Source organism: Thiomonas sp. X19, from assembly GCF_900089495.1.
Lineage (GTDB): Bacteria > Pseudomonadota > Gammaproteobacteria > Burkholderiales > Burkholderiaceae_C > Thiomonas_A.
Genome location: NZ_LT605203.1, coordinates 2,778,954 through 2,802,328, shown reverse-complemented (window position 1 = coordinate 2,802,328; position 23,375 = coordinate 2,778,954). Strand labels below are relative to the sequence as shown.

Here is a 23,375-nt window from a genome sequence, read left to right as displayed (position 1 = left end):
GGTTTTTAAACAGGGGAGACGACATGCTGAATATAAAAATCGTGACTTGGTCATTGGCGATTTGGACCACGTTTACGTTCGTGTTTTGTGTCGTCTACGGCCTGCTGACGCCGGCGAGCATGCACATGGTTGCGTTTCTCGAGCAAGTATTGCCGGGATTCGAATGGCTCAGTTGGCGGGGCTTTTTCGCTGGCTTGATTCAGAGTTTCCTCTATGGCGCGTACGCGGGTCTCGTCTACGTGCCCATTTACAATTTTCTGCATCGCAGGTGGGGCAAGCAATAACTATGGGCAAGAAAATCAAACAACAAGAATCGAACGCGCCCGAGATTTCAAAAAAGTCCTACAAGGACAGCCTGCACAAGCTCCAGATCGAACTGGTCAAGCTGCAGCGACATTTCATTCAGTGCGATGACAAAATCCTGATCATCTTTGAAGGCCGGGACGCCGCCGGGAAGGACGGCACGATCAAGCGCATCGTTGAGCATTTGAGCCCGCGCGAAACACGCGTCGTGGCCCTCGGCAAGCCCTCGGACCGAGACCGTACATCGTGGTACTTCCAGCGTTATGTCCGGTATTTGCCGGCGGCCCAGGAACTCGTGCTGTTTAACCGCAGCTGGTACAACCGGGCGGGGGTGGAGCGGGTCATGGGCTTCTGCACCGAGGCCGAGTACCAGGAGTTCATGGGCTCGGTGTCAGAGTTCGAGCATATGTTGGTGCGCTCGGGAATCAAGCTCCTCAAGTACTACCTCGACATCAGCAAACCCGAGCAGAAGCAACGCTTGAATGAGCGCAAGCGTGATCCACTCACACAATGGAAAGTCAGCACGCTTGACAACCTGGCGCTCAAGAAGTGGAAGCAGTACAGCCTGGCGCGCGACGAGATGCTGGCGCATACCCACAACGCCATAGCGCCGTGGGCCATCGTGCGCGCCGACGACAAGCATCTGGCGCGGCTCAACATCATCAAGAACCTGCTCGGCCGGCTTCACTATGCAGGCAAGGACAAGCGGCTGATCCTGCCGGACCCTGATGTTGTCTTTATGTACGACGAAACGTATTTGAAAAACGGCATGATTGCCGAGTGAATCAGGCGCGCGGCGGAGATGAGGGCTCGTTCATGAATAACCTGAATATCGCGGCACTCGTCATGTCCGGCAACTCCGCGCTATTGGCGATCAATGCGCCCATGCTGAAGCGCACCAAGCTGGCAGGTATCCGGCCTGGCGGAGCGGCGGCGGCAGCGACCGTTGCGGCGCAGGTGCCGGCATGACGGTCACCACGCAGCGCTCAGCCAGCATGCCCCGTGCCACCATGGCCACGCCCATGCTCGCCGTCTTCACGGTGTCGGTCGGCTTTGGCGTCGTGCTTCCGCTTCTGCCCTACCTGATCGAGCGGCTCCTGGGAGCGGGCGTCGAGGCTGCGCAAGTTTCCCGGCACACCGGGCTACTGACCGCTGTCTATACCCTCGCGCTTTTCCTGTTCGCTCCAGCGTGGGGCCGGCTATCCGATCGGCATGGACGCCGTGGCGTGCTGCTTGTCGGGCTCCTCGGGTTCGGCGTCACCATGCTGGTTTTCTCGTTCATCGAGAGTCTTACTGCGGTTTACGCCGAGCGATTCTTGAGCGGCATGTTCGCCGCGGCGGTGACGCCAGTGGCGGCGGCTGTGATCGGCAACTTCACTACGACCGAGCAGGGGCGCGCCCGCCGGCTCGCGTTCGTCAGCATGGCCGGCATTGCCGGTTTCCTGCTTGGACCGATGCTGGGTGTGTTCGTCACGCGCTTTGCGGCGGGTTTTTTCACTCTCGCCCTGCCGGCCGGATCGGTCGCGGTCCCGCTCGCGGCGACCGCACTGCTCGCCTTTCTCGTCAGCCTCGCTGTCGTGTTTGCCGTTCCAGGTCGGCAGGGCAGTGATCGGTCGAAGAAGGCTTCGACCGCCTCGGTCGATAGGACCGCATGGGTCGTGCCGAAGCTGCTCATCCTCACCTTCATCGTCTCGGCCGGCGTCGGGGTGTTCGAGGTCGGACTCGCACTGCGCGGCAAGCAGGAGCTCGGCTTGACCACGTACCAGATCGCGCTGATGTTCACCGAATGCAGCCTGGTCATGTTTGTGATACAGGCAATCGTATTCTCGCCCTGGTTCAAGCCGGATAGGACCCGCTGGCTCATCGCGCCCGCGCTGTCCGTGCTGACGGCCGGCTTGTTCCTGGTACCGTGGGCGTCTGATTTTACCTCGATGCTGGTCGTGATCGGTGCAGTCGCGGCCAGCGCCGGCATCCTCTCGCCGATACTGACTTACTGGATCTCGGCCAAGGCCGGGAGCGCGCAGGGCTGGGAACTCGGCAAGCAGACGGCAGCCGCCAGCCTGGGGGGCACCGTGGGCTCGGCGGCAGGCGGACTCCTCTTCAATATCGCCGCCTTGCCTGGCGCCCCCTTCGTCCTGACCGCGGGCCTTGCCGCACTGGGCTTCCTGCTAAGCCTCGGACTGCCGCATTTACTCGTGCCCCGTAATCTCGGAAATGGCCTGCTTGCGCCGTAGCCGGAGACTGACAAAACATGCTGAAGACGACTGAGGAGCAACGATGAAAACGACCGTCATTGATGTGCGCGACCTGCTCTCCCCGCTGAGTGCCCGGGGCGTCGAGAAACAACTGGTCAGGATGCCGGGGGTAAAGCAGGTCGATGTGAACTACGTTTCGGGCAGCGCGACGGTGGTGTATGACGAGACGGTGACGGACCTCAATGCCATCAAGGCGAGAGTGCGCGAGTGCGGCCATCACTGCGGCGGCGAGCTGGTGCCCATGCATCTTTGCGAATCCGAAGCTGCGCCTGGTGCACAAGTCATGGCAGTACCCATCCCTTCCCCCGCAGTGCCACCCGGTCATGGCGAGCAGCCCGCGCCCGCGGAACATCGCCAGCACACCGGGCATGTCGAACCGGCCGGGACCGATCAAGCTGGCCAACCTGCCGAGCATGCGGACATGGACAGCATGGGCCATGAGATGGGCCACGGCGCCGGCATGGACATGCAGGCGATGGCGCGCGACATGCGCAATCGTTTCTTCATTGCGCTGGCATTTGCGGTCCCGGTGTTTCTCTACACCTCGATGGGGATGCAGTTTCTCAAGCTCGAACCGCCATTCGGGATGGACCGCAACATTTTGCTGTTCGTGCTCGCGAGCGGTGCGGTGATCTACCCCGGCTGGCCGTTTTACGTCGCCGCGTTCCGCGCCATCCGCAACGGCGTGGCCAACATGGCGGTGCTGGTTCTCCTGTCGGTGGGAACCGGCTATTTTTTCAGCGTGGGCGCCACGTTTTTCTTCGCCGGCGAACAGTTTTACGAAGCCTCGTCGGTGCTGCTGGTATTCATTCTGCTGGGCCACTGGCTGGAGATGCGCGCCCGCGCCGGCGCGTCCGATGCCATCCGTGCGCTGATGGACCTCGCCCCGCCGAAGGCGACCGTGCTGCGCGAGGGACGCGAGATCGAACTGCCGACGGCGGACTTGCAAGTCGGCGACACGGTGATCATCCGGCCCGGCAATAAAATTCCGGTGGACGGCGAAGTCATCGAGGGCGAATCGCAGGTGGACGAATCCATGCTCACCGGCGAATCCATGCCGGTCAAAAAGACGCTCGGCGCCAGCGTGATCGGCGCCACCATCAACAAGAGCGGCAGCTTCAAATACCGCGCGACCAAGGTCGGCGCCGACACCGCACTCGCCCAGATCGTCAAGCTGGTGCAGACGGCGCAGAACTCCAAGGCGCCCGGCCAACGGCTGGCCGACCGGGCCGCGCAATGGCTGGTGCTCGCCGCCATCATTACCGGTCTGGCGACCTTTGCGGTGTGGTTCTGGTGGATCGGCCAGCCGCTGCTGTTTGCCATGACGCTGACCATCACCGTCTTCGTGATTGCCTGCCCGGACGCGCTGGGCCTGGCCACGCCCATGGCGATCATGGTCGGCACCGGCCTGGGGGCCATGAACGGCATCCTGTTCAAGAACGCCGCCGCGCTGGAGGAGGCCACCAAGCTCAACGTCATCATCTTCGACAAGACCGGCACCCTGACCCTGGGGCAGCCCGAGGTCGTGGATGTGGCGACGGCGGCGGACACCGACGTGGACGCCATGCTGGCCTTGGCCGCCGCGGTGGAGCAGGGCTCCGAACATCCCCTCGCCCAGGCGATCCTGAAGCGTGCGGCCGGCATGCCGGCGCAGCCCAGCAGCGGCTTCACCAATATCGACGGCATGGGCGCCAAGGCGGAAGTTTCAGGAAGCACCGCGCTGCTGGGTAACCGTAAACTGATGGACGCGGAACAGGTTGATATGAACAACTTGGCCGCCAGGGCCGACGAGATGCAGGGCGCGGGCCGCACCGTCGTCCACGTCGCCCATGGCGGCAAGCTGCTCGGGCTCATCGCCATCGCCGATGCGCTGCGGCCGACGTCGAAGGATGCCATCCAGGCGCTGCAGCGACGCGGCGTGAAAGTGGCCATGCTCACCGGCGACAACCGCGCCACCGCCGAGCGCATCGGCCGGGAACTTGGTATCGACATCGTGCTCGCCGACGTGCTGCCGGGACAGAAGGCGGACAAGGTCAAGGAACTGCAAACGCAAGGCAGCAAGGTCGGCATGGTGGGCGATGGCATCAACGATGCGCCCGCCCTGACCCAAGCCGACGTGGGCTTCGCCATCGGCGCCGGCACCGACGTGGCGATGGAGAGCGCCGATGTGGTGCTGATGAAGAGCGACCCCTTCGATGTGGTCGGCGCGCTGGAGCTTTCCCGCGCCACGCTGCGCAAGATGCACCAGAATCTCGGCTGGGCGGTCGGCTACAACGTCATCGCCTTCCCGCTCGCCGCGGGCGTGTTCTACCCGTTCACGCTGAGTCCCGAGATCGCGGCGCTGGCCATGTCCGGCAGTTCGGCGCTGGTGGCCATCAATGCGCTGATGTTGAAGCGCACCAGGCTGGCGGGCATCCGGCAGCCTGGCGGGGCCGCCAAGATATGAGGCGGCCAGGAGATGATTCCTCGGCTGGGGCCGGCTCGGGCCCGCGCCGAGCCGGGTCCATGACAAGACCGGCATCGCCACGGCGCGCCAGTTGTCGCTCGCGACGGTGGCCAACATGCTGCAAAATTTCATGTTCGCGTTCCTCGACGACGCACTGCGCCTGCGCCACGCGCGCCTGCCGTGGGGGCGCTCACCGGCAGATTCCATCTCTTTACCCTCGCCGATATGGAGGCGGCGCAGCAGCGCATGATCCACGCCCGCGTGCGCCTGCTGCTGGTGACCGATATGAGCGGCAACGTGCTGGGCCTGGTCACCGCGCGCGACCTGCTCAGCGAGAAACCGATCCGCATCGCGGTGGACGATGGCCTCGCGCGCGACGCGGTGACGGCAGCGCGGGTGATGGTGCCGCGCGAGCGCATCCAGGTGCTGGACTACAGCGAGGTGCGGCACTCCCTGGCGCTCGAACAAGGCCCGGTGCCGACCATCCGCGATCCGCGGCATCTTCTCCACCACCCAGATCGGACGCCCGCTCGGCGCGCCGAGCGAGGCGTCGGAGCGGGCGCAGAACTTCGCCGAGGTCGAGCATCTGCTGGCGGCAAGCTGAGCAGGCCGCGGGGTTCGCCGCCATCGCCGCCCCCTCACCTGTGGAGTCGCCACGGGGGCGGCACAATGGCCATACGTGGGACAGGCCCTAGACGCCGCCCGGCCGCGCAACCCCCTACACCAGGTCCACACCCATGCACGATCTCGGCCTCGAAGCCCGCCAATTCGTCCGCGCCCATCCCAACGGCGTGCTGTCCACCTTGTCGAAACGCCTCGGCGGCATGCCCTTCGGCTCGATCGCGCCGTTCATGCTCGACCACCAGGGTCGGCCGGTGATTTTGATTTCAACCCTGGCCGAGCACACCAAGAACCTGGACGCCGACCCGCGCGCCAGCATCATCGCCCACCCCTGCGCCGACGATGCGCAGGCGGCGGGGCGCGTCACCCTCGTCGGCCGTGCGAGCCGCCTGGCGGACAAGGATGCGCCGGGCTCGCGCTATCTGCGCTACCTGCCCGAGGCCGATGGCTACTTCGGCATGCACGATTTTTTCTTCTACCGCATCGAGGTGGAAGCGGTGCGCTTCATCGGCGGCTTCGGCAAGATCCACTGGATCGCTCCGGCCGATTTCGCCCCTCCGGCCAACAGCCTGGAGCAGGCCGAGCCCGGCATCCTCGCCCACATGAACGCTGACCATGTGCACAACCTGAGGGCCTACTGCGCCCATCTCCACGGCGTGCAGGCGCAGGAGGTAAGCATGGTCGGGGTGGACACCGACGGCTTCGACCTGCGCGCCGACGGCCGGCTGCTGCGCATCGATTTCGCCGCGCCGGTGCACAACGCGGGCGAGGTGCGCGAGGCGCTGGTGGCGCTGGCCCAGCAGTGCCGCGAACAGGCCTGAGCCGCCGAGAACGCGCGCCCGCCGAGTTCACGCCACGCTGAACTGCCCCATCATGCCGTTGTCCTCGTGTTCGAGGATGTGGCAGTGGTACATGAAGGGATGGGACGGCCCGGCGGGCTGGCCGAAGCGGGCGATCAGGCGCACGGTTTCGGCGTGGCGCGCCAGCACCGTGTCCTTCCAGCCGCGCTCATGCTCGGGCGGCGCGGCGCCGTTGCGGGCGAGGAGTTGGAACGAGGTGCCGTGGAAGTGGAAAGGGTGGGCCATGTTCCCGTCGTTGCTCACTTCCCAGACCTCGGTGCTGCCCAGGCGCACCCACTGGTTGATCCGCGCCATGTTCATGAACTGGTGGTCGACGGAAAACAGCTTCTGTCCACCGGTTCCCAGGCTCATGCCACCGGGGCCGGAGGCCGCGGGCGCGTCCTGCCCACCTCCCATGCCGCCCATCGTCGACCCCACCGCCATGCCGCCTCCCCCCATCATGGCGTCCATCATGCCCTGCAGGCTGAAGCGGCGCACCGGGGCGTCGGGCTGGAGCGCGGGGATTACGGCCAGCCATGCGGGCAGCACGCCCGCATGCCCGCTGGGCGCCACCACGCGCAATTGCATCAGGTCGAAGCCCTCGTAGTCGTAGCGGTCGGCGCCCATCGGCATGGTGTTCAGGCCCGGCACCACCGCGCCCGAGTCGCTGCGCAGCATCAGGGCTGCGCACCTCCACCGGCCACGCCAGCAGTCCGGCGTCGGTGGCGACGACGTGAAAGGCGCGCCGGTCGGCGAAGGCGAGGTTGTAGACGCGCGCGTTCGAGCCGTTGAGCAGGCGCAAGCGCGCCCATCGCGCCGGCACTCGCACGTAGGGCTGTTCGCGGCCGTTGACCAGGAAGCGGTCGCCCTTCATGCCCATGCGGTCCATCATGCCGGTCATGTTGTGCAGGGCCGGCGGCGGCAATGCGCCGATCTTGCATGATCACCGGAATGTCGTCCACCTCCCCCAGATGCGTGGCAGCCGCAGTTCCCGGTAAGGAACGCGCCGACGCCTGCTTCGCCGGATCCCTGGCCGTGCTTGCCATGCAGGCGCTCGCAGCCGGGCGCTCCACTCCCGAAAGCTCCTCGCACGGCCGCTGCGGCGAGCCGCCGTCACGGTGCCCGGAGCAGCGAACACGTGAAAGGAGACGCCCAGGAAATCCGGGAAATAGCGCTTGCGGAAAGTTGATATATCACATATTGTGTTGGATATGGAGATTGGCGAATGGGGCATCGGCCATGTCTGCGCTCCGAAAAAACCATTGCCACCCGAAGGATGCGAGGGCCGCCGCAAGCGGCGCTTTCAGGCGCTTTTTTGATGAATGCGACAAAGTTCTAAAGGAGACGACGATGTCAGCAGTAGCGGGGATTGCAGAATCGGCAACGACCACGGCCGACGACACACTGAAGCTGAAAAACAGGGCGGCCGGAGTCATTTCCGGCGGGCACCTGGTGGCCAGGGCACTGAAGAACGAGGGCGTCGACACCATCTTCACCCTCTGCGGCGGCCACATCATCGACATCTATGACGGCTGCATCGACGAGGGCATTCGCATCGTCGACGTGCGCCACGAACAGGTCGCCGCGCATGCCGCGGACGGCTATGCCCGCCAGACCGGCAAGCTGGGCTGCGTGGTGACCACCGCCGGTCCGGGCTGCACCAACGCCGTGACGGGGGTGGCCACGGCGTTCCGCTCCGAGAGCCCCATCCTGCACATCGGCGGACAGGGTGCGCTCAGCCAGCACAAGATGGGCTCGCTGCAGGATCTGCCCCATGTGGACATGATGGCCCCGATCACCAAGTTCGCCGCCAGCGTGCCCAGCACCGAGCGCGTGGCGGACATGATTTCGATGGCGGTGCGCGAATGCTTCAACGGCGCCATGGGTCCGAGCTATCTGGAAATTCCGCGCGATGTGCTGGACCGCGAAATCGATACGGCCCGTGCCATCATTCCACGCCCCGGCCACTACCGCGCCTCGACCAAGTCGATCGGCGACCCGCGCGACATCGAGAAGCTGGCCGACATCCTGGTCAATGCCGAACGGCCCGCCATCCTCTATGGCCAGCAGGTCTGGACCGCGCGTGGCCACGTGGAGGCGGTGGCGCTGCTGCGCGGGCTCGACATCCCGGGCTATTTCAACGGCGCCAGCCGCGGCCTGCTGCCGCCCGGCGACCCCCACCATTTCGACCGCACCCGCTCGCAGGCCTTCGCCAACGCCGACGTCATCGTCATCGTCGGCACGCCGTTCGACTTCCGCATGGGCTACGGCAAGCGCATCAGCAAAGAGCTGACGCTGGTGCAGATCGACATGGACTACCGCACCGTCGGCAAGAACCGCGACATCGACCTGGGCCTGGTCGGCGATCCCGGCGCCATCCTCGGCGCCGTGCTGCAGGCCGCCAGCGGCCGCATCAAGAACGACAAGCGCCAGGCGCGGCGCCAATGGATGCAGCAGTTGACCGAGGCCGAGGACGTGGCCACGCAAAAACTCATGCCGCTGTTCAGGTCCGAGAACACGCCGATCCATCCCTACCGCGTGGCCTACGAGTTGAACGAATTCCTGACCGACGACACGATCTACATCGGCGACGGCGGCGACGTGGTCACCATCTCGGCGCAGGCGGTGCGCCCGCGCCGCCCCGGGCACTGGATGGACCCCGGGGCGCTCGGCTCGCTCGGCGTGGGCACCGGCTTTGCCATCGCCGCCGGGCTCGCCAGCCCGGGCAAGGAAGTCCTCTGCTACTACGGCGACGGCTCGTTCGGCATGACCGCCTTCGACATGGAAACGGCCAATCGCTTCGGCGTGCCCTACCTCGCGGTCATCGGCAACAACTCGGCGATGAACCAGATCCGCTATGGCCAGTTGGCCAAATATGGCGAAGCGCGCGGCAACGTCGGCAACCTGCTCGGCGACATCCCGTTCGGCAAGTTCGCCGAGATGCTCGGCGGCTACGGCGAGGAGGTGCGCGACCCGGGCCAGATCGCCGCGGCGCTGCGGCGCGCGCGCGAGTCCATCCGCCGCACCGGGCGCTCCGCCGTGGTCAACATCTGGGTCGACCCGCGCGAGTACGCGCCGGGCACGAAGAACCAGACCATGTACAAGTAAACAGCACGGGGAGAAGCCAGATGGGCAAGGCATTGGAAGGTGTACGCATCCTCGACTTCACGCATGTGCAGTCCGGTCCGACCTGCACGCAGTTGCTGGCCTGGTTCGGTGCCGACGTCGTCAAGGTCGAGCGCGCAGGAGAAGGCGACATCACGCGCGGGCAACTGCGCGACATACCCGACGTGGACAGCCTGTATTTCACGATGCTCAACCACAACAAGCGGTCGGTGACGATCAACGCCAAGACGCCGCAGGGCAAGGAGGTTCTCGAGGCGCTGGTGCGCATGTGCGACGTGCTGGTCGAGAACTTCGCCCCGGGCGCGCTGGACCGCATGGGGTTCACCTGGGAGCGCATCCAGGAGCTCAATCCGCGCATGATCGTCGCCTCGATCAAGGGCTTCGGCCCGGGACCCTATGAAGACTGCAAGGTCTACGAGAACGTTGCCCAATGCGCGGGCGGCTCCGCCTCGACGACGGGCTTCGACGACGGGCCGCCGCTGGTCACCGGTGCCCAGATCGGCGACAGCGGTACCGGCCTGCATCTCGCGCTCGGCATCGTGACGGCGCTCTATCAGAGGATCAGTACCGGTCGCGGGCAGCGGGTGATGGCGGCCATGCAGGACGGGGTCCTCAACCTCAGCCGCGTCAAGCTGCGCGACCAGCAGCGGCTCGCGCGCAACGGCGTGCTGCAGGAATACCCGCAATACCCCAACGGCAAGTTCGGCGAAGCCGTGCCGCGCGCCGGCAACGCCTCGGGCGGCGGCCAGCCCGGCTCCATCCTGAAGTGCAAGGGCTGGGAGCACGACCCGAACGCTTACATCTACTTCATCACGCAGGCACCGGTGTGGGAGTCGATCTGCAAGGTCATCGGCAAGGAGGACTGGATCTCCAACCCCGACTACGCGACACCCGCCGCACGGCTGCCGCGGCTGTCGGAGGTGTTCGCCGCGATCGAGCAGTGGACCATGACCAAGACCAAGTTCGAGGCCATGGAAATCCTCAACAAGCACGACATTCCCTGCGGGCCGATTCTTTCGATGAAGGAGATCGCGCAGGACCCGTCGCTGCGCAGGACCGGGACCATCGTCGAGGTGGATCATCCCCAGCGTGGCAAATACCTCTCGGTCGGCAACCCGATCAAGCTCTCGGACAGCCCCACCGAGGTCAGGCGCTCCCCGCTGCTGGGCGAGCACACCGATGAAGTCATGGCCGAACTGGGCTACACCCCGGAGCAGATCTCTGCATTGCGCGCCGCCGGGGCGATTTAGCGATTCCTGGGAGCGCTTGCCGCAGGCGAGCGCCGATCCTCCCCCAACTCTGGAGACAACGATGGCATACGACGAAACGATTGAGGGACAGGCCTTGGCCGGTCCGAAAGCGGGCGGCCGCGGCGCAACGCGTGCGGCACCGCAGGCTTCGGCCCAGGCGGTTTTCGACAAGGCCGCCGTGCGGCGCATGCTCGATCAGGTGAAGGCCGCGGGACGTACCGCGCTGACTGCCCCCGAGGGCAAGCTGGTGTGCGACGCCTACGGCATCGCGGTGCCGCAGGAGGGGGTGGCCGAATCCGCGGCCGACGCGGCCCGGCTTGCGCAGGCCATGGGGTTTCCCGTGGTGCTGAAGATCGTGTCCCCCGAGATCCTGCACAAGACCGAGGCGGACGGCGTGCTCGTCGGGCTCAAGTCCGCGGCCGAGGTCGAGCGCGGGTTCAAGACCATCATGGCCAACGCCAGGAAGTACGACGCGCAGGCCAGATTGCTCGGCGTGCAGGTGCAGCAGATGATCGGCGGCGGGCAGGAGGTGATCATCGGCGCGGTGACCGACCCCTCTTTCGGCAAGCTGGTGGCTTTCGGTCTCGGCGGGATTCTGGTCGAGGTGCTCAAGGACATCACCTTCCGCCTGGCGCCGCTGGCGCAGGACGAGGCGATGTCGATGCTCGACAGCATCCAGGCCGCCCAAGTTCTGAAGGGCGTGCGCGGCTCCGAGCCGGCCGATCGCGAGGCGCTCTCGGCGATGATCCAGCGCGTCTCGCAGCTGATTGCCGATTTCCCGGAAATCTCCGAAATGGACCTGAACCCCGTGTTCGCCAGCGCGAAGGGCGCGGTGGCCGCCGACGTGCGCATCGTCGTCGACTTCGCGCCGCAGCCCGAGCGCTACCGTCCGAGCCAGGACGAGATCGTGCGCCAGATGAACCGCATCATGCGCCCGGGCACGGTGGCGGTGATCGGCGCCTCGGCCGAGGACCGCAAGATCGGCAACTCGGTCATGAAGAACCTGATCAACGGCGGTTACCAGGGCAAGATCTATCCGATCCATCCCAAGGCCGACGAGATCATGGGATGCAAGGCGTACAAGAGCGTGCTCGACGTGCCCGGCGACATCGACGTCGCGGTGTTCGCGATCCCCGCCAAGCTCGTCGCCCAGGCGCTTGTGGAGGTCGGGAAAAAGGGCATTCCCGGCGCCGTGCTGATTCCCTCGGGGTTCGCCGAAACCGGCAATGTCGAAGGCCAGGCAGAGCTCGTGCGCATCGCGCGCCAATTCAACATTCGCCTGATGGGCCCGAACATCTACGGCTTCTACTACACGCCGAAGAATCTGTGCGCAACCTTCTGCACGGCCTACGACGTCAAGGGCAAGGCGGCGCTGTCCTCGCAGTCCGGCGGCATCGGCATGGCGATCATCGGCTTCTCGCGTTCGGCCGGCATGGGGGTCTCGGCCATCGTCGGGCTGGGCAACAAATCGGACATCGACGAGGACGACCTGCTGACCTTCTTCGAGCAGGACGAGAACACCGAAATCATCGCCCAGCACTTCGAGGACCTGAAGGACGGCCGTTCGTTCGCCGAAGTGGCGCGGCGCGTCTCGAAGAAAAAGCCGGTGGTGGTGCTCAAGGCCGGCCGCACCAGCCAGGGCGCGCGCGCGGCCAGATCCCATACTGGCGCGCTCGCCGGCAACGACAAGATCTACGACGACGTGTTCAAGCAGGCCGGGGTGATCCGCGCCCGCTCGCTGCGCGACCTGCTCGAATTCGCGCGCGGCATCCCCAAGCTGCCGACGCCGCAGGGCGAGAACGTCGTCATCATCACCGGCGCGGGCGGCTCCGGCGTGCTGCTGTCGGACGCCTGCGTCGACAACAGCCTGTCGCTGATGACCATGCCGGCCGATCTCGACGCCGCCTTCCGCAAGTTCATCCCCCCGTTCGGCGCGGCCGGCAACCCGGTCGACATCACCGGGGGCGAGCCGCCCGCCACCTATGCCAACACCATCCGGCTCGGGCTCGAGGACCCGCGCATCCACGCCATCATCCTCGGCTACTGGCACACCATCATCACCCCGCCGATGGTGTTCGCCAAGCTGGTGGTGGAGGTCAAGGAGGAGATGATGGCCAGGGGCATCGAAAAACCCATCGTCGCCTCGCTTGCCGGCGACGTGGAGGTTGAGGAGGCCGCCGAGTATCTGTACCGGCACGGCGTCCCGGCCTATGCCTATTCGACCGAGATCCCGGTGGCGGTTCTGGGCGCGAAGTACCAGTGGGCGCGCGGCGCCGGCCTGATCTGACCAGGCCCCGGCCTGCGCGCTCTCGGGGAGGACAGGGACATGTGCGCAGCCAGCCAGCCGATGATGCGAGCGGTCGAGATCAGCCAGCCCGGCGGCCCCGAGGTCCTGCGCATCGCCCAGCGGCCCCGTCCCGTACCCGGGCCGGGCGCGCTCCTGATCGAGGTTGCCGCCGCCGGAGTGAACCGGCCCGACGTCATGCAACGCAAAGGCATCTATCCCCCGCCTCCCGGCGCTTCCGATATTCCCGGTCTGGAGGTGGCGGGGCGGATCGTGGCGCAGGGGGAGGGTGCTCACCACCCCGCGGTCGGCGAACAGGCCTGTGCCCTGGTGACGGGCGGAGGCTACGCCGAATACTGCGTTGCTCCCGCTGAGCTTTGCTTGCCGATCCCGGATGGCCTGAATGCCGTGGAGGCCGCGTCGCTGCCGGAACCCTGTTTGACCGTATGGAGCAACGTGTTCGAACGGGCCCATCTGCAGAAGGGCGAAACGCTTTTGGTCCATGGCGGATCCGGCGGCATCGGAGCGACCGCGATCCAGATGGCAAAGGCCCTGGGCAGCCATGTGTTGGTCACCGCGGGCAGCGCGGAGAAATGCGCGTTCTGCCAGCGCCTGGGGGCCGAGCACGCCATCGATTATGCGCTTGAGGATTTTGTCGCCGCGGTCCGCCAGATCATCGGCGGAAAAGGTGTCGATGTGATTCTCGACATGGTCGGTGGCGATTATCTCCAGCGCAATGCCACTGCATTGGCCGACGATGGCCGTCTGGTGTCCATCAACACCATGATGGGCGGGCAGGTGCAAATCAGTCTGCGAGATGTCATGGTGAAACGTTTGACGATGACCGGGTCCACGCTCAGGTCGAGGCCGTTGGCGGTCAAGGCCGCCATGGCATCGGCCTTGCACAAATCCGTCTGGCCGCTTTTCGCGTCAGGCCGCATGAAACCCGTTGTCTACCGTACCTATTATCGGAGGCGGCTTCCGCGCACGCACACTGATAAAGCAGTGCGCACCTTGGAAAAATCGTCTTGACCAACTCCTGATTCACCAGACTAGCTAACCTGCGCAACTTGCCGCGTGTGTTCGACGGTTCGATTGGACGCACCTTGGGCGTTATGTGCGGCTTCCCCTTGATCCTGCATGCTGCGCAGTCGAAGGTATTCATTCTTTCTTTCGTAAATCAGGGTGCTCAGGAATTCCGCATTATAGGATTTGAGCAAATGGGGATGGTATTGCCGGATGAACTCGGCAATACGGGATTTTTCGCACTGGATGCTGCCCAGACTGTCCAGCACGCCAGGATCCCAGCGAAAGCGAAGGCCCAATTCGCTGAAAGCGGCGTTGTAGGCATAGATTTGAAGATCCTTGGGCAGGTCCATCATGCCGGGTTCCGCATAACCCGGCGTCGCGTTGATCGATTGCATGGTCCGACTCCTGATTCCATCATCCATGGGTGACGTTTGCAATCGAGCTTAGTCGCGAAGATCGATTAATGATAGTTAAATATTTTTTGAAAAACCATAAATTATTGCTTATGGTTTCGGCATGTCGAACCTTCCTCGGATTCCGGTGATGGTTTGGATGAGACTGGCGCCCTCAAGCATCAGGAACTCCTTGAACGCTTGGGCGACAGGGGGGAGTCGTTTACTTTTGCGATGCACCACATACCAATTCAGCATGACGGGGAAGCCCTCCACATCGAGCACGGCAAGCCTGCCCACTTCGAGTTCCAGGCTCACGGTATGCGCCGACAGGAAAGCGATCCCCATGCCGGCAATCACGGCTTGCTTGATGGTCTCCGTGCTCTTGATCTCCATGGCGATCTTCAGGTTGCGGATGCGGCCGGCGAAACCCTCCTCCATGGAGTTCCAGGTGTCGGACCCCTTCTCCCGAACGATGAAGGACTGGGAACCCAGGTCCTCGAGCGGGATGTCGCGCTGGCCGACGAGTGGATGGTCGGGCGCGGCCACGATCACGTACGGATGTGGCGCGAACGATTGGTTGACCGTGTCGATGCCTTGCGGCGGCCGGACCATGACGGCCAGATCGGTCAGATTGGCCGACAACTGATGCAGCAGCTCCTCCCGGTTGTAAACAGCAAGATTCAGACTCACGCCCGGATGCCGACGAAGGAATTCGGCCAGCAAGCGGGGGAAGAAATAATCTCCCGCACTGATGACGGCAATATTCAGTTTCCCACCCGACACTCCCTTCAGTCTTGACATCGCCTCGTCGGCTTCGTGAAATTGCTGGATGATTGCCCGGCTGTAATGGAGCATTTCCACCCCCGCCGGCGTCAAATAAATTTTCTTGCCCAGCTGTTCGAATAACGGCAAGCCGACATGCCCCTCCAATTGACGAACCTGAGTCGAGACCGCTGGCTGGGTGAGATGAAGTTCCTCGGCAGCGCGCGAGAAGCTCAACTGTCGTGCGACAACCTCGAAAACCTTGAGCTGACGTAAAGTGGCATTTCTCATGATTCACCATGGTTCGCAATCCATCAATAAAGCGTAATGATAATAATAAAAAACTTTCACTATTGCTAATTCGACTTTAGACCTAGCATGGGTCGCAGGTCAACACGCCGACGGACATCATCCATATCCGGGTAAACACCGATGGTGCTGCAGCTGGGTCGGCCTGATGCGCCTGTTGTCGAGGATGCGCGGTTTTCTCTTTGATGATTTCGAATGGTAGCACTCGCCATTCTGCATTGAAACGCGATGCGCCAGGATCACACGACGCGCTTGAAAACAATGGATGCACAAAACCCACAGGAGACAAATGATGAGACTAGAAAATGGTGGCGGTTACTCAAATGTTGCCGGGCGGCAACATAATCGCTGGTTTCAGCTTATATTGGCAATTGTTTGCATGGGTTTGGTTGCCAATCTGCAGTATGCATGGACTCTTTTCGTATCGCCGATACATACCAAATATCATTGGAGTATTGCGGATATTCAGGTTGCATTTTCGATTTTCGTGCTGACAGAAACATGGCTGGTCCCGCTGGAGGGTTGGCTTGTCGATAGGTTTGGACCGCGACCGGTCGTTGCGTTCGGCGCGATTTGCGTCGGCTTGGCATGGGTGTTGAATTCTTATGCTGCATCGCTGCATGCCTTATATTTTGCGGCAGTCGTTGCCGGTATCGGCGTGGGTTGTGTCTACGGCACCAGCGTTGGTATTGCGCTTAAATGGTTTCCGGACCGGAGGGGCTTGGCTGCTGGCTTGGCTGCTGCTGGTTTTGGCGCCGGTGCGGCTGTCACCGTCATCCCGATTGCCAACATGATCCACGCTGCCGGCTACGAACACGCCTTTTTCTTCTTTGGAACCTTGCAGGGCATCGCAATTTTTGTTCTGGCGATGCTGATGGTGAGGCCACAACCGCCTCAGGGCGCCATGGCAGCGAAAGCCGTGCTGATCAGCCGTGAAAATTACACGCCGGGCCAGATGGTCAGGACGCCGGTATTTTGGATGATGTATGCCTGTTTTGTCGCGGTCGCAGCCGGCGGATTGATTGCCACCGCCCAGATCGGACCGATCGCAAAAGACTACGGATTCGCGAAGATGCCGATCGCGCTGTTCGGCCTGACCTTGCCCCTGCTGACGATGACGCTTGCCATCGATAACCTGGCCAATGGTTTTACACGCCCTTTGAGCGGATTCATATCGGACAAAATCGGCAGAGAAAACACCATGCTCATTATCTTTTTTGGTGAGGGATTGGCGTTGCTCGGCTTGATGGAATTTGGCCATAATCCGTACGCTTTCATGGTGCTCGCGCCGGTGATTTTTCTCTGCTGGGGTGAGATCTTTTCGATTTTCCCGGCACTTAACGCCGACACTTTTGGTTCGAAATACGCAACGACCAATGCCGGGATTCTCTACACGGCAAAAGGCACGGCTTCACTGCTTGTTCCCTTAGCCAGCGTGCTGGCGGCCACTTCCAGTTGGAATGCGGTGTTCATCGTCGCCGGTCTGGCTTCGATCATCGCGGCGTTGGCGGCAAAGCTGGTCCTGGCCCCGATGCGGCGGCGCTGGATCGGTCGGCGCGCCGAATCCGCAAGCGAGGATGCCCGACATTTCCGCGATCTCCCGCTACAAGCCGGCGAGTAGGCGGCACTGGAAACAATGACTCACGCCTGCGCCCACGCCCGTCCTGACCAGGTTGTCCGGTGTTGATTGGGGCAGCCTTCCTGGAAAGGAAGCGGGAGGCAGCGTAGGTTCCTCGCTGTACCGCGGCCGCTGGCCGGGGCTCCGCCTGGCGGACTCCCGGCTCCGGCCGCACTCCGTTCAACCCCCCTCGCAGTTTGTCCCCGAAGCGCCGGGCGGATGGCCACTGGCCTGCGCTCGCTGCGCCCATGAGAATGGCGGGCATCTGCGCCTGTTCAACTCCACCCTAACCTGCCAGAGGCCTCCGAACATGAAGATTCACGAATACCAGGGCAAACAGATCTTGCGCGAATGCGGGGTGTCCGTGCCACGCGGCGCGCCCGCGTACACGGTGGATGAGGCCGTGCATGCGGCGCAGCAACTCGGCGGGCCGGTGTGGGTGGTCAAGGCGCAGATCCACGCCGGCGGGCGCGGCAAGGGCGGGGGCGTGAAGCTGGCGCGCTCGGTGGAGGAGGTGCGCACCCTGGCCGGGCAGATGCTTGGCATGCAACTCATCACCCACCAGACCGGGCCTGCGGGCCAGACCGTGCGGCGGCTGCTGATCGAAGAAGGCGCCGACATCCGCCAGGAGTACTACGCCGGGCTGGTGATCGACCGCGCGGCGCAATGCGTGGTGGTGATGGCCTCCAGCGAGGGCGGCATGGACGTCGAAGACGTCGCCGCCCACAGCCCCGAGAAGATCCACAAGGTGTGGGTCGATCCGCTCACCGGCCTGCAAGACGCCGACGCGCTGGCCCTGTGCGCCAAGATCGGCCTGCCCGAAGCCAGCCGGGCCCAAGGCGCCGCCGCCCTGCAAGGGCTGTACCGCGCCTTCTGGGACAACGACGCCTCGCTGGCCGAGATCAACCCCCTCATCGTGCAAGGCGACGGCAGCGTCAAGGCCCTGGACGCCAAGTTCAACATCGACGACAACGCCCTGTTCCGCCACCCCGAGCTGCAAGCCCTGCGCGACCTCGACGAAGAAGACCCCGCAGAGATCGAAGCCTCCAAGCACGAGTTGTCCTACATCCAGCTCGACGGCAACATCGCCTGCCTGGTCAACGGCGCCGGCCTGGCCATGGCCACCATGGACACCATCAAGCTGTTCGGCGGCGAGCCGGCCAACTTCCTCGACGTCGGCGGCGGCGCCACGGCCGAGAAAGTCACCGCCGCGTTCAAGATCATGCTGCACAACCCGCATGTCAAAGCCATCCTGGTGAACATCTTCGGCGGCATCATGCGCTGCGACACCATCGCCGAAGGGCTGATTGCCGCCAGCCAGGCCGTGGCGCTCAAGGTGCCGCTGGTGGTGCGCATGAAGGGCACCAACGAGGACATCGGCAAGCAGATGCTGGCCGAGTCCGGCCTGCCCATCATCAGCGCCGAAACCCTGGCCGAAGCCGCCCAGAAGGTCGTCGCCGCGGCGGCCTGAGCCCACACCCCTTTCCGGAGCCTTTCTCCATCCTTTCTGCACGTCCAAAGCGCAGGGCCGCCCCAAGCTTTGGACGCCCATTCAATCCGGGGCCAAGTATCGCGGGAGCGCAGCGACCGAAACTTGGCCCCGCTCGGAGGCTTGTATGTCCATCCTCATCGACAAGAACACCAAAGTCATCACCCAAGGCATCACCGGCAAGACCGGCCAGTTCCACACCCGCATGTGCCGCGACTACGCCCACGGCCGCGCCGCCTTCGTCGCCGGGGTCAACCCGAAGAAGGCCGGGGAGGACTTCGAGGGCATTCCCATCCACGCCAGCGTGGCCGAGGCCCGCGCGGCCACCGGAGCCACCGTCTCCGTCATCTACGTGCCGCCCCCCGGCGCGGCCGCGGCGATCTGGGAAGCCGTCGAGGCCGACCTCGATCTGGTCATCTGCATCACCGAGGGCATTCCGGTGCGCGACATGATGGAAGTACGCGCCAGGATGCGCGCCAAGGAGGCCGGCGGCGGCAAGCGCACCCTGCTGCTGGGGCCGAACTGCCCGGGGCTGATCACGCCGGATGCAATCAAGATCGGCATCATGCCCGGGCACATCCACCGCAAGGGGCGCATCGGCGTGGTGTCGCGCTCGGGCACGCTGACCTACGAGGCGGTGGGGCAGGTCACCGAGCTGGGGCTGGGGCAGAGCAGCGCGGTGGGCATCGGCGGCGACCCCATCAACGGTCTGAAGCACATCGACGTGCTCAAGCTGTTCAACGACGACCCCGACACCGATGGCGTCATCACGATCGGCGAGATCGGCGGCCCCGACGAGGCCGAGGCCGCGCTCTGGGCCAAGCAGCACATGACCAAGCCCATCGTCGGTTTCATCGCCGGGGTCACCGCGCCTGCGGGCAAGCGCATGGGCCATGCCGGCGCGCTCATCGCCGGCGGCGCCGACACCGCCGAAGCCAAGCTGGACGTGATGCACGCCTGCGGCTTCACCGTCACCCGCAACCCGTCGGAAATGGGCCAACTCATCCACCAAAAACTGCGCTGAGACGGGCGAGGCGGGCCAGGACTTTGAATCGCAAGCATCCAGAGCGCGCCTCGCGATTGGCCAGGGATTTTTGGCAGCGTACCGTCCGTGCTGGACGCGCCTGGCGAAATGCACGATGGTTCAGTCAGCGCCATGTCTTTCCCGACACGCTGAACGGCGCGTTGCATGCCTATTGGACACATGAAAGGAGGGGGCGATGAAAGTTTGTATTTTTGGCGCCGGTGCCATTGGCGGCCTGATCGGAGGCCAGCTCGCCCGGGCCGGGATCGACGTGAGCTTCGTCGCCAGGGGAGCGCATCTTCAGGCCATGCAAACGAATGGGCTGCGCCTGCGGATCGACGGCCAGGAGCATGTGGTCCGGGTTCCGTGCACCTCGAATCCCGCCGACCTCGGTCCTCAGGACTATGTTTTCATCACGCTCAAGGCTCATTCAGTGCCTGGCGCGGTCGAGTCGATGCACCCGCTGCTGGGCCAGGATACCGCCGTGGTCACCGGAGTGAACGGACTGCCTTATTGGTATTTCCATCAGCATGGCGGCCCGTATGCGGGCACCGTACTGAACAGCGTGGATCCTGGCGGCCTGCAGTGGAACATCCTGGGACCCGAACGCGGCATCGGCTGCGTGCTGTACCCGGCGGCCGATCTCATCGCCCCTGGGGTGATCCAGCATGCCTATGGCAAGAAATTCCCCATCGGCGAACCGAGCGGACAGTCCACGGAGCGGATTGCCCGCCTGCACGAAGTGATGACGGCCGCAGGGTTCGACGCTCCGGTTCGCAACGACATCCGCGACGAGATCTGGCTCAAGCTCTGGGGTAATTTGTGCCTCAATCCCATCAGCGCGCTCACGCACGCGACCCTGGACGTTATCACCACAGACCCGGCGACGCGCGCGCTGGCGCGCGGCATGATGCTGGAAGCGCAAGCACTCGCCGAATTGCTGGGGGTGCGCTTCCGGGTCGGGATCGAACGGCGCCTGGACGGGGCCGGCGCCATCGTCGGCCACAAGACATCCATGTTGCAGGATCTGGAGCAGGGCAGGCCGATGGAGATCGATCCCTTGTTGGGCGTGATCCAGGAAATCGGACGCCTGGTCGGCCGGCCGACGCCACTGGCCGATGCCGTGCTCGCCCTCATCAAGCTGAGAGAGAAAATGGCGCTGCTGCGGCAATAAGCCGCGCCATCCGCTGCCGAACGCAGGCCCGCGCCGTGTTGCAGGCCATGGTCATGGCCCGTGCAGGTTTTCAGGGGTCGCAAAGAACGTGGGCAAGGCTCGTTGTTTTTTGTATACTGTATCAAGGATACGTTGAAATTTTGTTGCAGCGCAGCGTAGAATGAAAACTTCTCAACCACTTTTGCATCGAGCAGGATCGGGAATTTTCATGGATACGTCATCGTTGTTCATTTTCGCCATCGAGTTGATCGCGGCAGGTTCGGCTGCGACGTTTTTGCTGGCCGACAGCATTCCTGTGAAGGCGGATGAGCCTTCACAGGAACTCCCACGGCTCGCCGGCAGCGTCGCCCAGGCGCTTGGCCGGGGCATTTGCAAGCACAGTACGGGTCGATGAATGTCCATCATTTCTCCAACTGAAGCACGGGTCAACACCCTGACCCGGTCGCTGCAGCCGATCAACCCGGTCGCGAGCCTGCGCGATCAGGCCTATGCCATGCTGCGCCAGGCGATTGCCGATGCCGACATCTACCAGACACGCGAGGAAATCCGTCTCGACGAGCGCGTCCTGAGCGAGGCGCTGGGCGTCAGCCGCACCCCGATCCGCGAGGCCATGACCCTGCTCGAGCAGGAGGGCTTCCTGCGCATGGTGCCGCGGCGCGGCATCTATGTCGTGCGCAAGACCAAGCGCGAAATCGTCGAAATGATCCAGATGTGGGCAGCGCTCGAAAGCATGGCTGCGCGCCTGGCCACCAAACGGGCCAGCGACGAGGAGATCCGGTCGCTGCGGCACATGTTTGACAACTTCCGCGACACGACCCCCGCCGAACATATCCAGGAATATTCGGACGCCAACATCGCCTTTCACCAAGCCATCGTGCAGTTGTCGAAATCGCAGGTCATCATGGAGGCTATCAAGAACATCTTCATCCATGTCCGGGCGATCCGGCGCATGACCATTTCGCAAAGCGACCGCGCCTCGCGCTCGATCGTCGATCACCTGCGCATCATCGAGGCGCTGGAACAGCGCGACACGGAGCTGGCGGAAAAGCTGGTGCGCCAGCATTCGCTTGACCTTGCAGACCACGTCGAAGCCCATTGCGAGTTTCTGGATTGAGCCGGCGCTGAACTAGGCCCGGCTTCCACGGGGTGTGCGCGCAATCCGACACGGTCATGATGCGAAACCTTGCCTATCCAGAACACGACTTTGACCATCGCCATGACGCCTGATGTTTTTCTCGGTATCGACCTTGGCGGCACCAAGATCGAAGTCGCCGCGCTCGATGCGCAGGGGCGCTTTCTGCTGCGCGAGCGGCAGGCCACGCCGCAAGGCGACTATGCGGGCACGCTGCGGGTGATGACGGAGTTGGTGGCCTTGGCGGATGCGCGGCTGGGGCGGATCGGGGCGAGCGCGCTGCCTGTGGGCGTGGCGATTCCAGGATCGCTGTCGCCGACGAGCGGGCTGATTCGCAATGCCAACTCCACCGCGCTCAACGGCCAGCCCCTGCTGCGCGATCTGGAGCAGGCGCTGGCGCGCCCGGTGCGGGTGCGCAACGACGCCAACTGCCTGGCGGTGAGCGAGGCGGTGGACGGCGCGGGGCAGGGTGCGCGCATGGTGTTCGGGTGATTCTGGGCACTGGCGTGGGTGCCGGCATCGCCATCGGCGGTGTCGATTGGCTGGGCGCGAACGCCATCGGCGGGGAGTGGAGCCACAACCCCTTGCCCTGGCCGCGCCCACCCACAGCGTGGCGTGAACTGCCAGGGCCGCATTGCTGGTGCGGGCAACTGGGTTGCATCGAAACCTGGCTGAGCGGTCCGGGTTTTGCCGCCGACCATGCGGCGCACACCGGGCAGTCCTTGACTGCGCCCGACATCATCGCTGCCATGCGCGCGGGTGATGCTGCGGCGCGGGCGAGTTTCACCCGCTATTGCGACCGGCTGGCGCGGGGGCTTGGCGTCGTCATCAACCTCCTCGACCCGGATGTGATCGTGCTGGGTGGCGGCATGAGCAATGTGGCGGAGTTGTACGCCGAGGTGCCGTTTCGCTGGGGCGCGTGGGTGTTTTCGGATGCGGTGCGCAGCCGCTTGCTGCCCGCGCAGCACGGCGACTCGTCCGGCGTGCGCGGAGCGGCCTGGCTGTGGAGCCAGCGCTGATCAGTTGTCAGGCGAAGGTGCTGCTGTCTGGCTGTTGATGCTCAAGCCGTTTTCCTGCAACTGCCGCACCGACTTGCGGCCCAGACCCGGGATGCGCCGCGCCAGATCGGCGGCGTCGGTGTAAGGGCCGTTGTGCTCGCGCTCCGCGAGAATTTGCTCGACCCGCGTGACGCCCAAGCCATGGATGCTTTCCAGTTCCGACTGGGTTGCGGTGTTGACCTCGGTGGCAGCGTGCGCGGTTGCGGCCAGGGCGAGCAGGCCGCCTTTCAGCATGGCGCGGAGAAGGGCGGTTTTCATGGC

The 23,375-nt window shown here is 64.2% G+C and carries 19 protein-coding genes and 2 pseudogenes; 17 read left to right on the top strand and 4 right to left on the bottom strand.

Annotation, left to right across the window (positions count from 1 at the left end):
- Positions 1 to 23 precede the first annotated feature (23 nt).
- The 6 genes from THIX_RS24290 to THIX_RS13390 all read left to right on the top strand — a co-directional run bounded on the left by THIX_RS24290 (position 24) and on the right by THIX_RS13390 (position 6,446).
- The gene (locus tag THIX_RS24290; RefSeq protein WP_112486601.1) at positions 24 to 284 is read left to right on the top strand and encodes a DUF5676 family membrane protein; all 261 of its coding nucleotides are present in this window, start codon (positions 24 to 26) and stop codon (positions 282 to 284) included.
- A gap of 2 nt (positions 285 to 286) precedes the next feature.
- Positions 287 to 1,087, top strand: coding sequence for a polyphosphate kinase 2 (ppk2, locus tag THIX_RS13410; protein ID WP_112486600.1), 801 nt, complete (start codon positions 287 to 289; stop codon positions 1,085 to 1,087).
- Entirely contained in the window at positions 1,084 to 1,272 is a 189-nt protein-coding gene (locus THIX_RS13405; RefSeq protein WP_112486599.1) for a hypothetical protein, read from the top strand. The genes ppk2 and THIX_RS13405 overlap by 4 nt, the downstream gene beginning before the upstream one ends.
- 53 nt (positions 1,273 to 1,325) lie before the next feature.
- A complete protein-coding gene (locus THIX_RS13400) occupies positions 1,326 to 2,537 on the top strand; it encodes an MFS transporter (protein ID WP_199195298.1) in 1,212 nt (403 codons plus the stop codon).
- 43 nt (positions 2,538 to 2,580) lie between these two features.
- Complete coding sequence (locus tag THIX_RS13395; RefSeq protein ID WP_112486598.1) at positions 2,581 to 5,004, top strand: cation-translocating P-type ATPase; 2,424 nt, start codon at positions 2,581 to 2,583, stop codon at positions 5,002 to 5,004.
- A 737-nt stretch (positions 5,005 to 5,741) separates the two neighbouring features.
- The gene (locus THIX_RS13390) at positions 5,742 to 6,446 is read left to right on the top strand and encodes a HugZ family protein (protein WP_112484478.1); all 705 of its coding nucleotides are present in this window, start codon (positions 5,742 to 5,744) and stop codon (positions 6,444 to 6,446) included.
- A gap of 27 nt (positions 6,447 to 6,473) precedes the next feature.
- On the opposite strand, the gene THIX_RS24285 is transcribed toward THIX_RS13390, so the two are convergent.
- On the bottom strand, positions 6,474 to 7,142 hold the full coding sequence (locus THIX_RS24285) for a multicopper oxidase domain-containing protein (RefSeq protein WP_233224555.1): 669 nt from the start codon (positions 7,140 to 7,142) through the stop codon (positions 6,474 to 6,476).
- A 672-nt stretch (positions 7,143 to 7,814) separates the two neighbouring features.
- On the opposite strand from THIX_RS24285, the gene THIX_RS13380 reads away from it, so the two are divergent.
- The 4 genes and pseudogenes from THIX_RS13380 to THIX_RS13365 all read left to right on the top strand — a co-directional run bounded on the left by THIX_RS13380 (position 7,815) and on the right by THIX_RS13365 (position 14,167).
- Complete coding sequence (locus THIX_RS13380) at positions 7,815 to 9,572, top strand: thiamine pyrophosphate-binding protein (RefSeq protein ID WP_112486597.1); 1,758 nt, start codon at positions 7,815 to 7,817, stop codon at positions 9,570 to 9,572.
- A 20-nt stretch (positions 9,573 to 9,592) separates the two neighbouring features.
- Positions 9,593 to 10,840 carry a formyl-CoA transferase gene (gene frc / locus THIX_RS13375; RefSeq protein ID WP_112486596.1) on the top strand — a complete coding sequence of 416 codons (1,248 nt, stop codon included), beginning with the start codon at positions 9,593 to 9,595 and terminating at the stop codon, positions 10,838 to 10,840.
- A gap of 61 nt (positions 10,841 to 10,901) precedes the next feature.
- The gene (locus THIX_RS13370) at positions 10,902 to 13,127 is read left to right on the top strand and encodes an acetate--CoA ligase family protein (RefSeq protein ID WP_112486595.1); all 2,226 of its coding nucleotides are present in this window, start codon (positions 10,902 to 10,904) and stop codon (positions 13,125 to 13,127) included.
- Between the two features lie 63 nt (positions 13,128 to 13,190).
- Positions 13,191 to 14,167 (top strand): annotated as a pseudogene (locus tag THIX_RS13365) (NAD(P)H-quinone oxidoreductase).
- A gap of 9 nt (positions 14,168 to 14,176) precedes the next feature.
- Here THIX_RS13365 and THIX_RS13360 read toward each other — a convergent pair.
- Both THIX_RS13360 and THIX_RS13355 read right to left on the bottom strand, forming a co-directional pair.
- Positions 14,177 to 14,548, bottom strand: a complete 372-nt coding sequence (locus THIX_RS13360) for a hypothetical protein (RefSeq protein WP_112486594.1) — start codon at positions 14,546 to 14,548, stop codon at positions 14,177 to 14,179.
- A gap of 108 nt (positions 14,549 to 14,656) precedes the next feature.
- Positions 14,657 to 15,601 (bottom strand): LysR family transcriptional regulator, encoded by a 945-nt coding sequence (locus tag THIX_RS13355; RefSeq protein ID WP_112486593.1) that lies wholly within the window; start codon positions 15,599 to 15,601, stop codon positions 14,657 to 14,659.
- Positions 15,602 to 15,911: 310 nt separating this feature from the next.
- On the opposite strand from THIX_RS13355, the gene oxlT reads away from it, so the two are divergent.
- The 7 genes and pseudogenes from oxlT (at position 15,912) to THIX_RS24890 (ending at position 23,075) form a co-directional block, all read left to right on the top strand.
- Entirely contained in the window at positions 15,912 to 17,240 is a 1,329-nt protein-coding gene (oxlT, locus tag THIX_RS13350; RefSeq protein WP_199195380.1) for an oxalate/formate MFS antiporter, read from the top strand.
- 307 nt (positions 17,241 to 17,547) lie between these two features.
- Positions 17,548 to 18,708, top strand: a complete 1,161-nt coding sequence (gene sucC / locus THIX_RS13345; RefSeq protein WP_112486591.1) for an ADP-forming succinate--CoA ligase subunit beta — start codon at positions 17,548 to 17,550, stop codon at positions 18,706 to 18,708.
- A 145-nt stretch (positions 18,709 to 18,853) separates the two neighbouring features.
- Positions 18,854 to 19,750, top strand: coding sequence for a succinate--CoA ligase subunit alpha (gene sucD, locus THIX_RS13340; protein WP_112486590.1), 897 nt, complete (start codon positions 18,854 to 18,856; stop codon positions 19,748 to 19,750).
- A 196-nt stretch (positions 19,751 to 19,946) separates the two neighbouring features.
- The gene (locus tag THIX_RS13335) at positions 19,947 to 20,924 is read left to right on the top strand and encodes a 2-dehydropantoate 2-reductase (protein ID WP_112486589.1); all 978 of its coding nucleotides are present in this window, start codon (positions 19,947 to 19,949) and stop codon (positions 20,922 to 20,924) included.
- A gap of 160 nt (positions 20,925 to 21,084) precedes the next feature.
- Entirely contained in the window at positions 21,085 to 21,318 is a 234-nt protein-coding gene (locus THIX_RS13330) for a hypothetical protein (protein WP_146748553.1), read from the top strand.
- Positions 21,319 to 22,038: a GntR family transcriptional regulator gene (locus THIX_RS13325; protein WP_112486587.1), complete on the top strand. Its 720-nt coding sequence runs from the start codon at positions 21,319 to 21,321 to the stop codon at positions 22,036 to 22,038.
- A gap of 102 nt (positions 22,039 to 22,140) precedes the next feature.
- Positions 22,141 to 23,075: pseudogene (locus THIX_RS24890) on the top strand (ROK family protein).
- On the opposite strand, the gene THIX_RS13315 reads toward THIX_RS24890, so the two are convergent.
- Positions 23,076 to 23,372, bottom strand: coding sequence for a helix-hairpin-helix domain-containing protein (locus THIX_RS13315; protein ID WP_112486586.1), 297 nt, complete (start codon positions 23,370 to 23,372; stop codon positions 23,076 to 23,078). It lies immediately after the preceding pseudogene.
- Positions 23,373 to 23,375 lie beyond the last annotated feature (3 nt).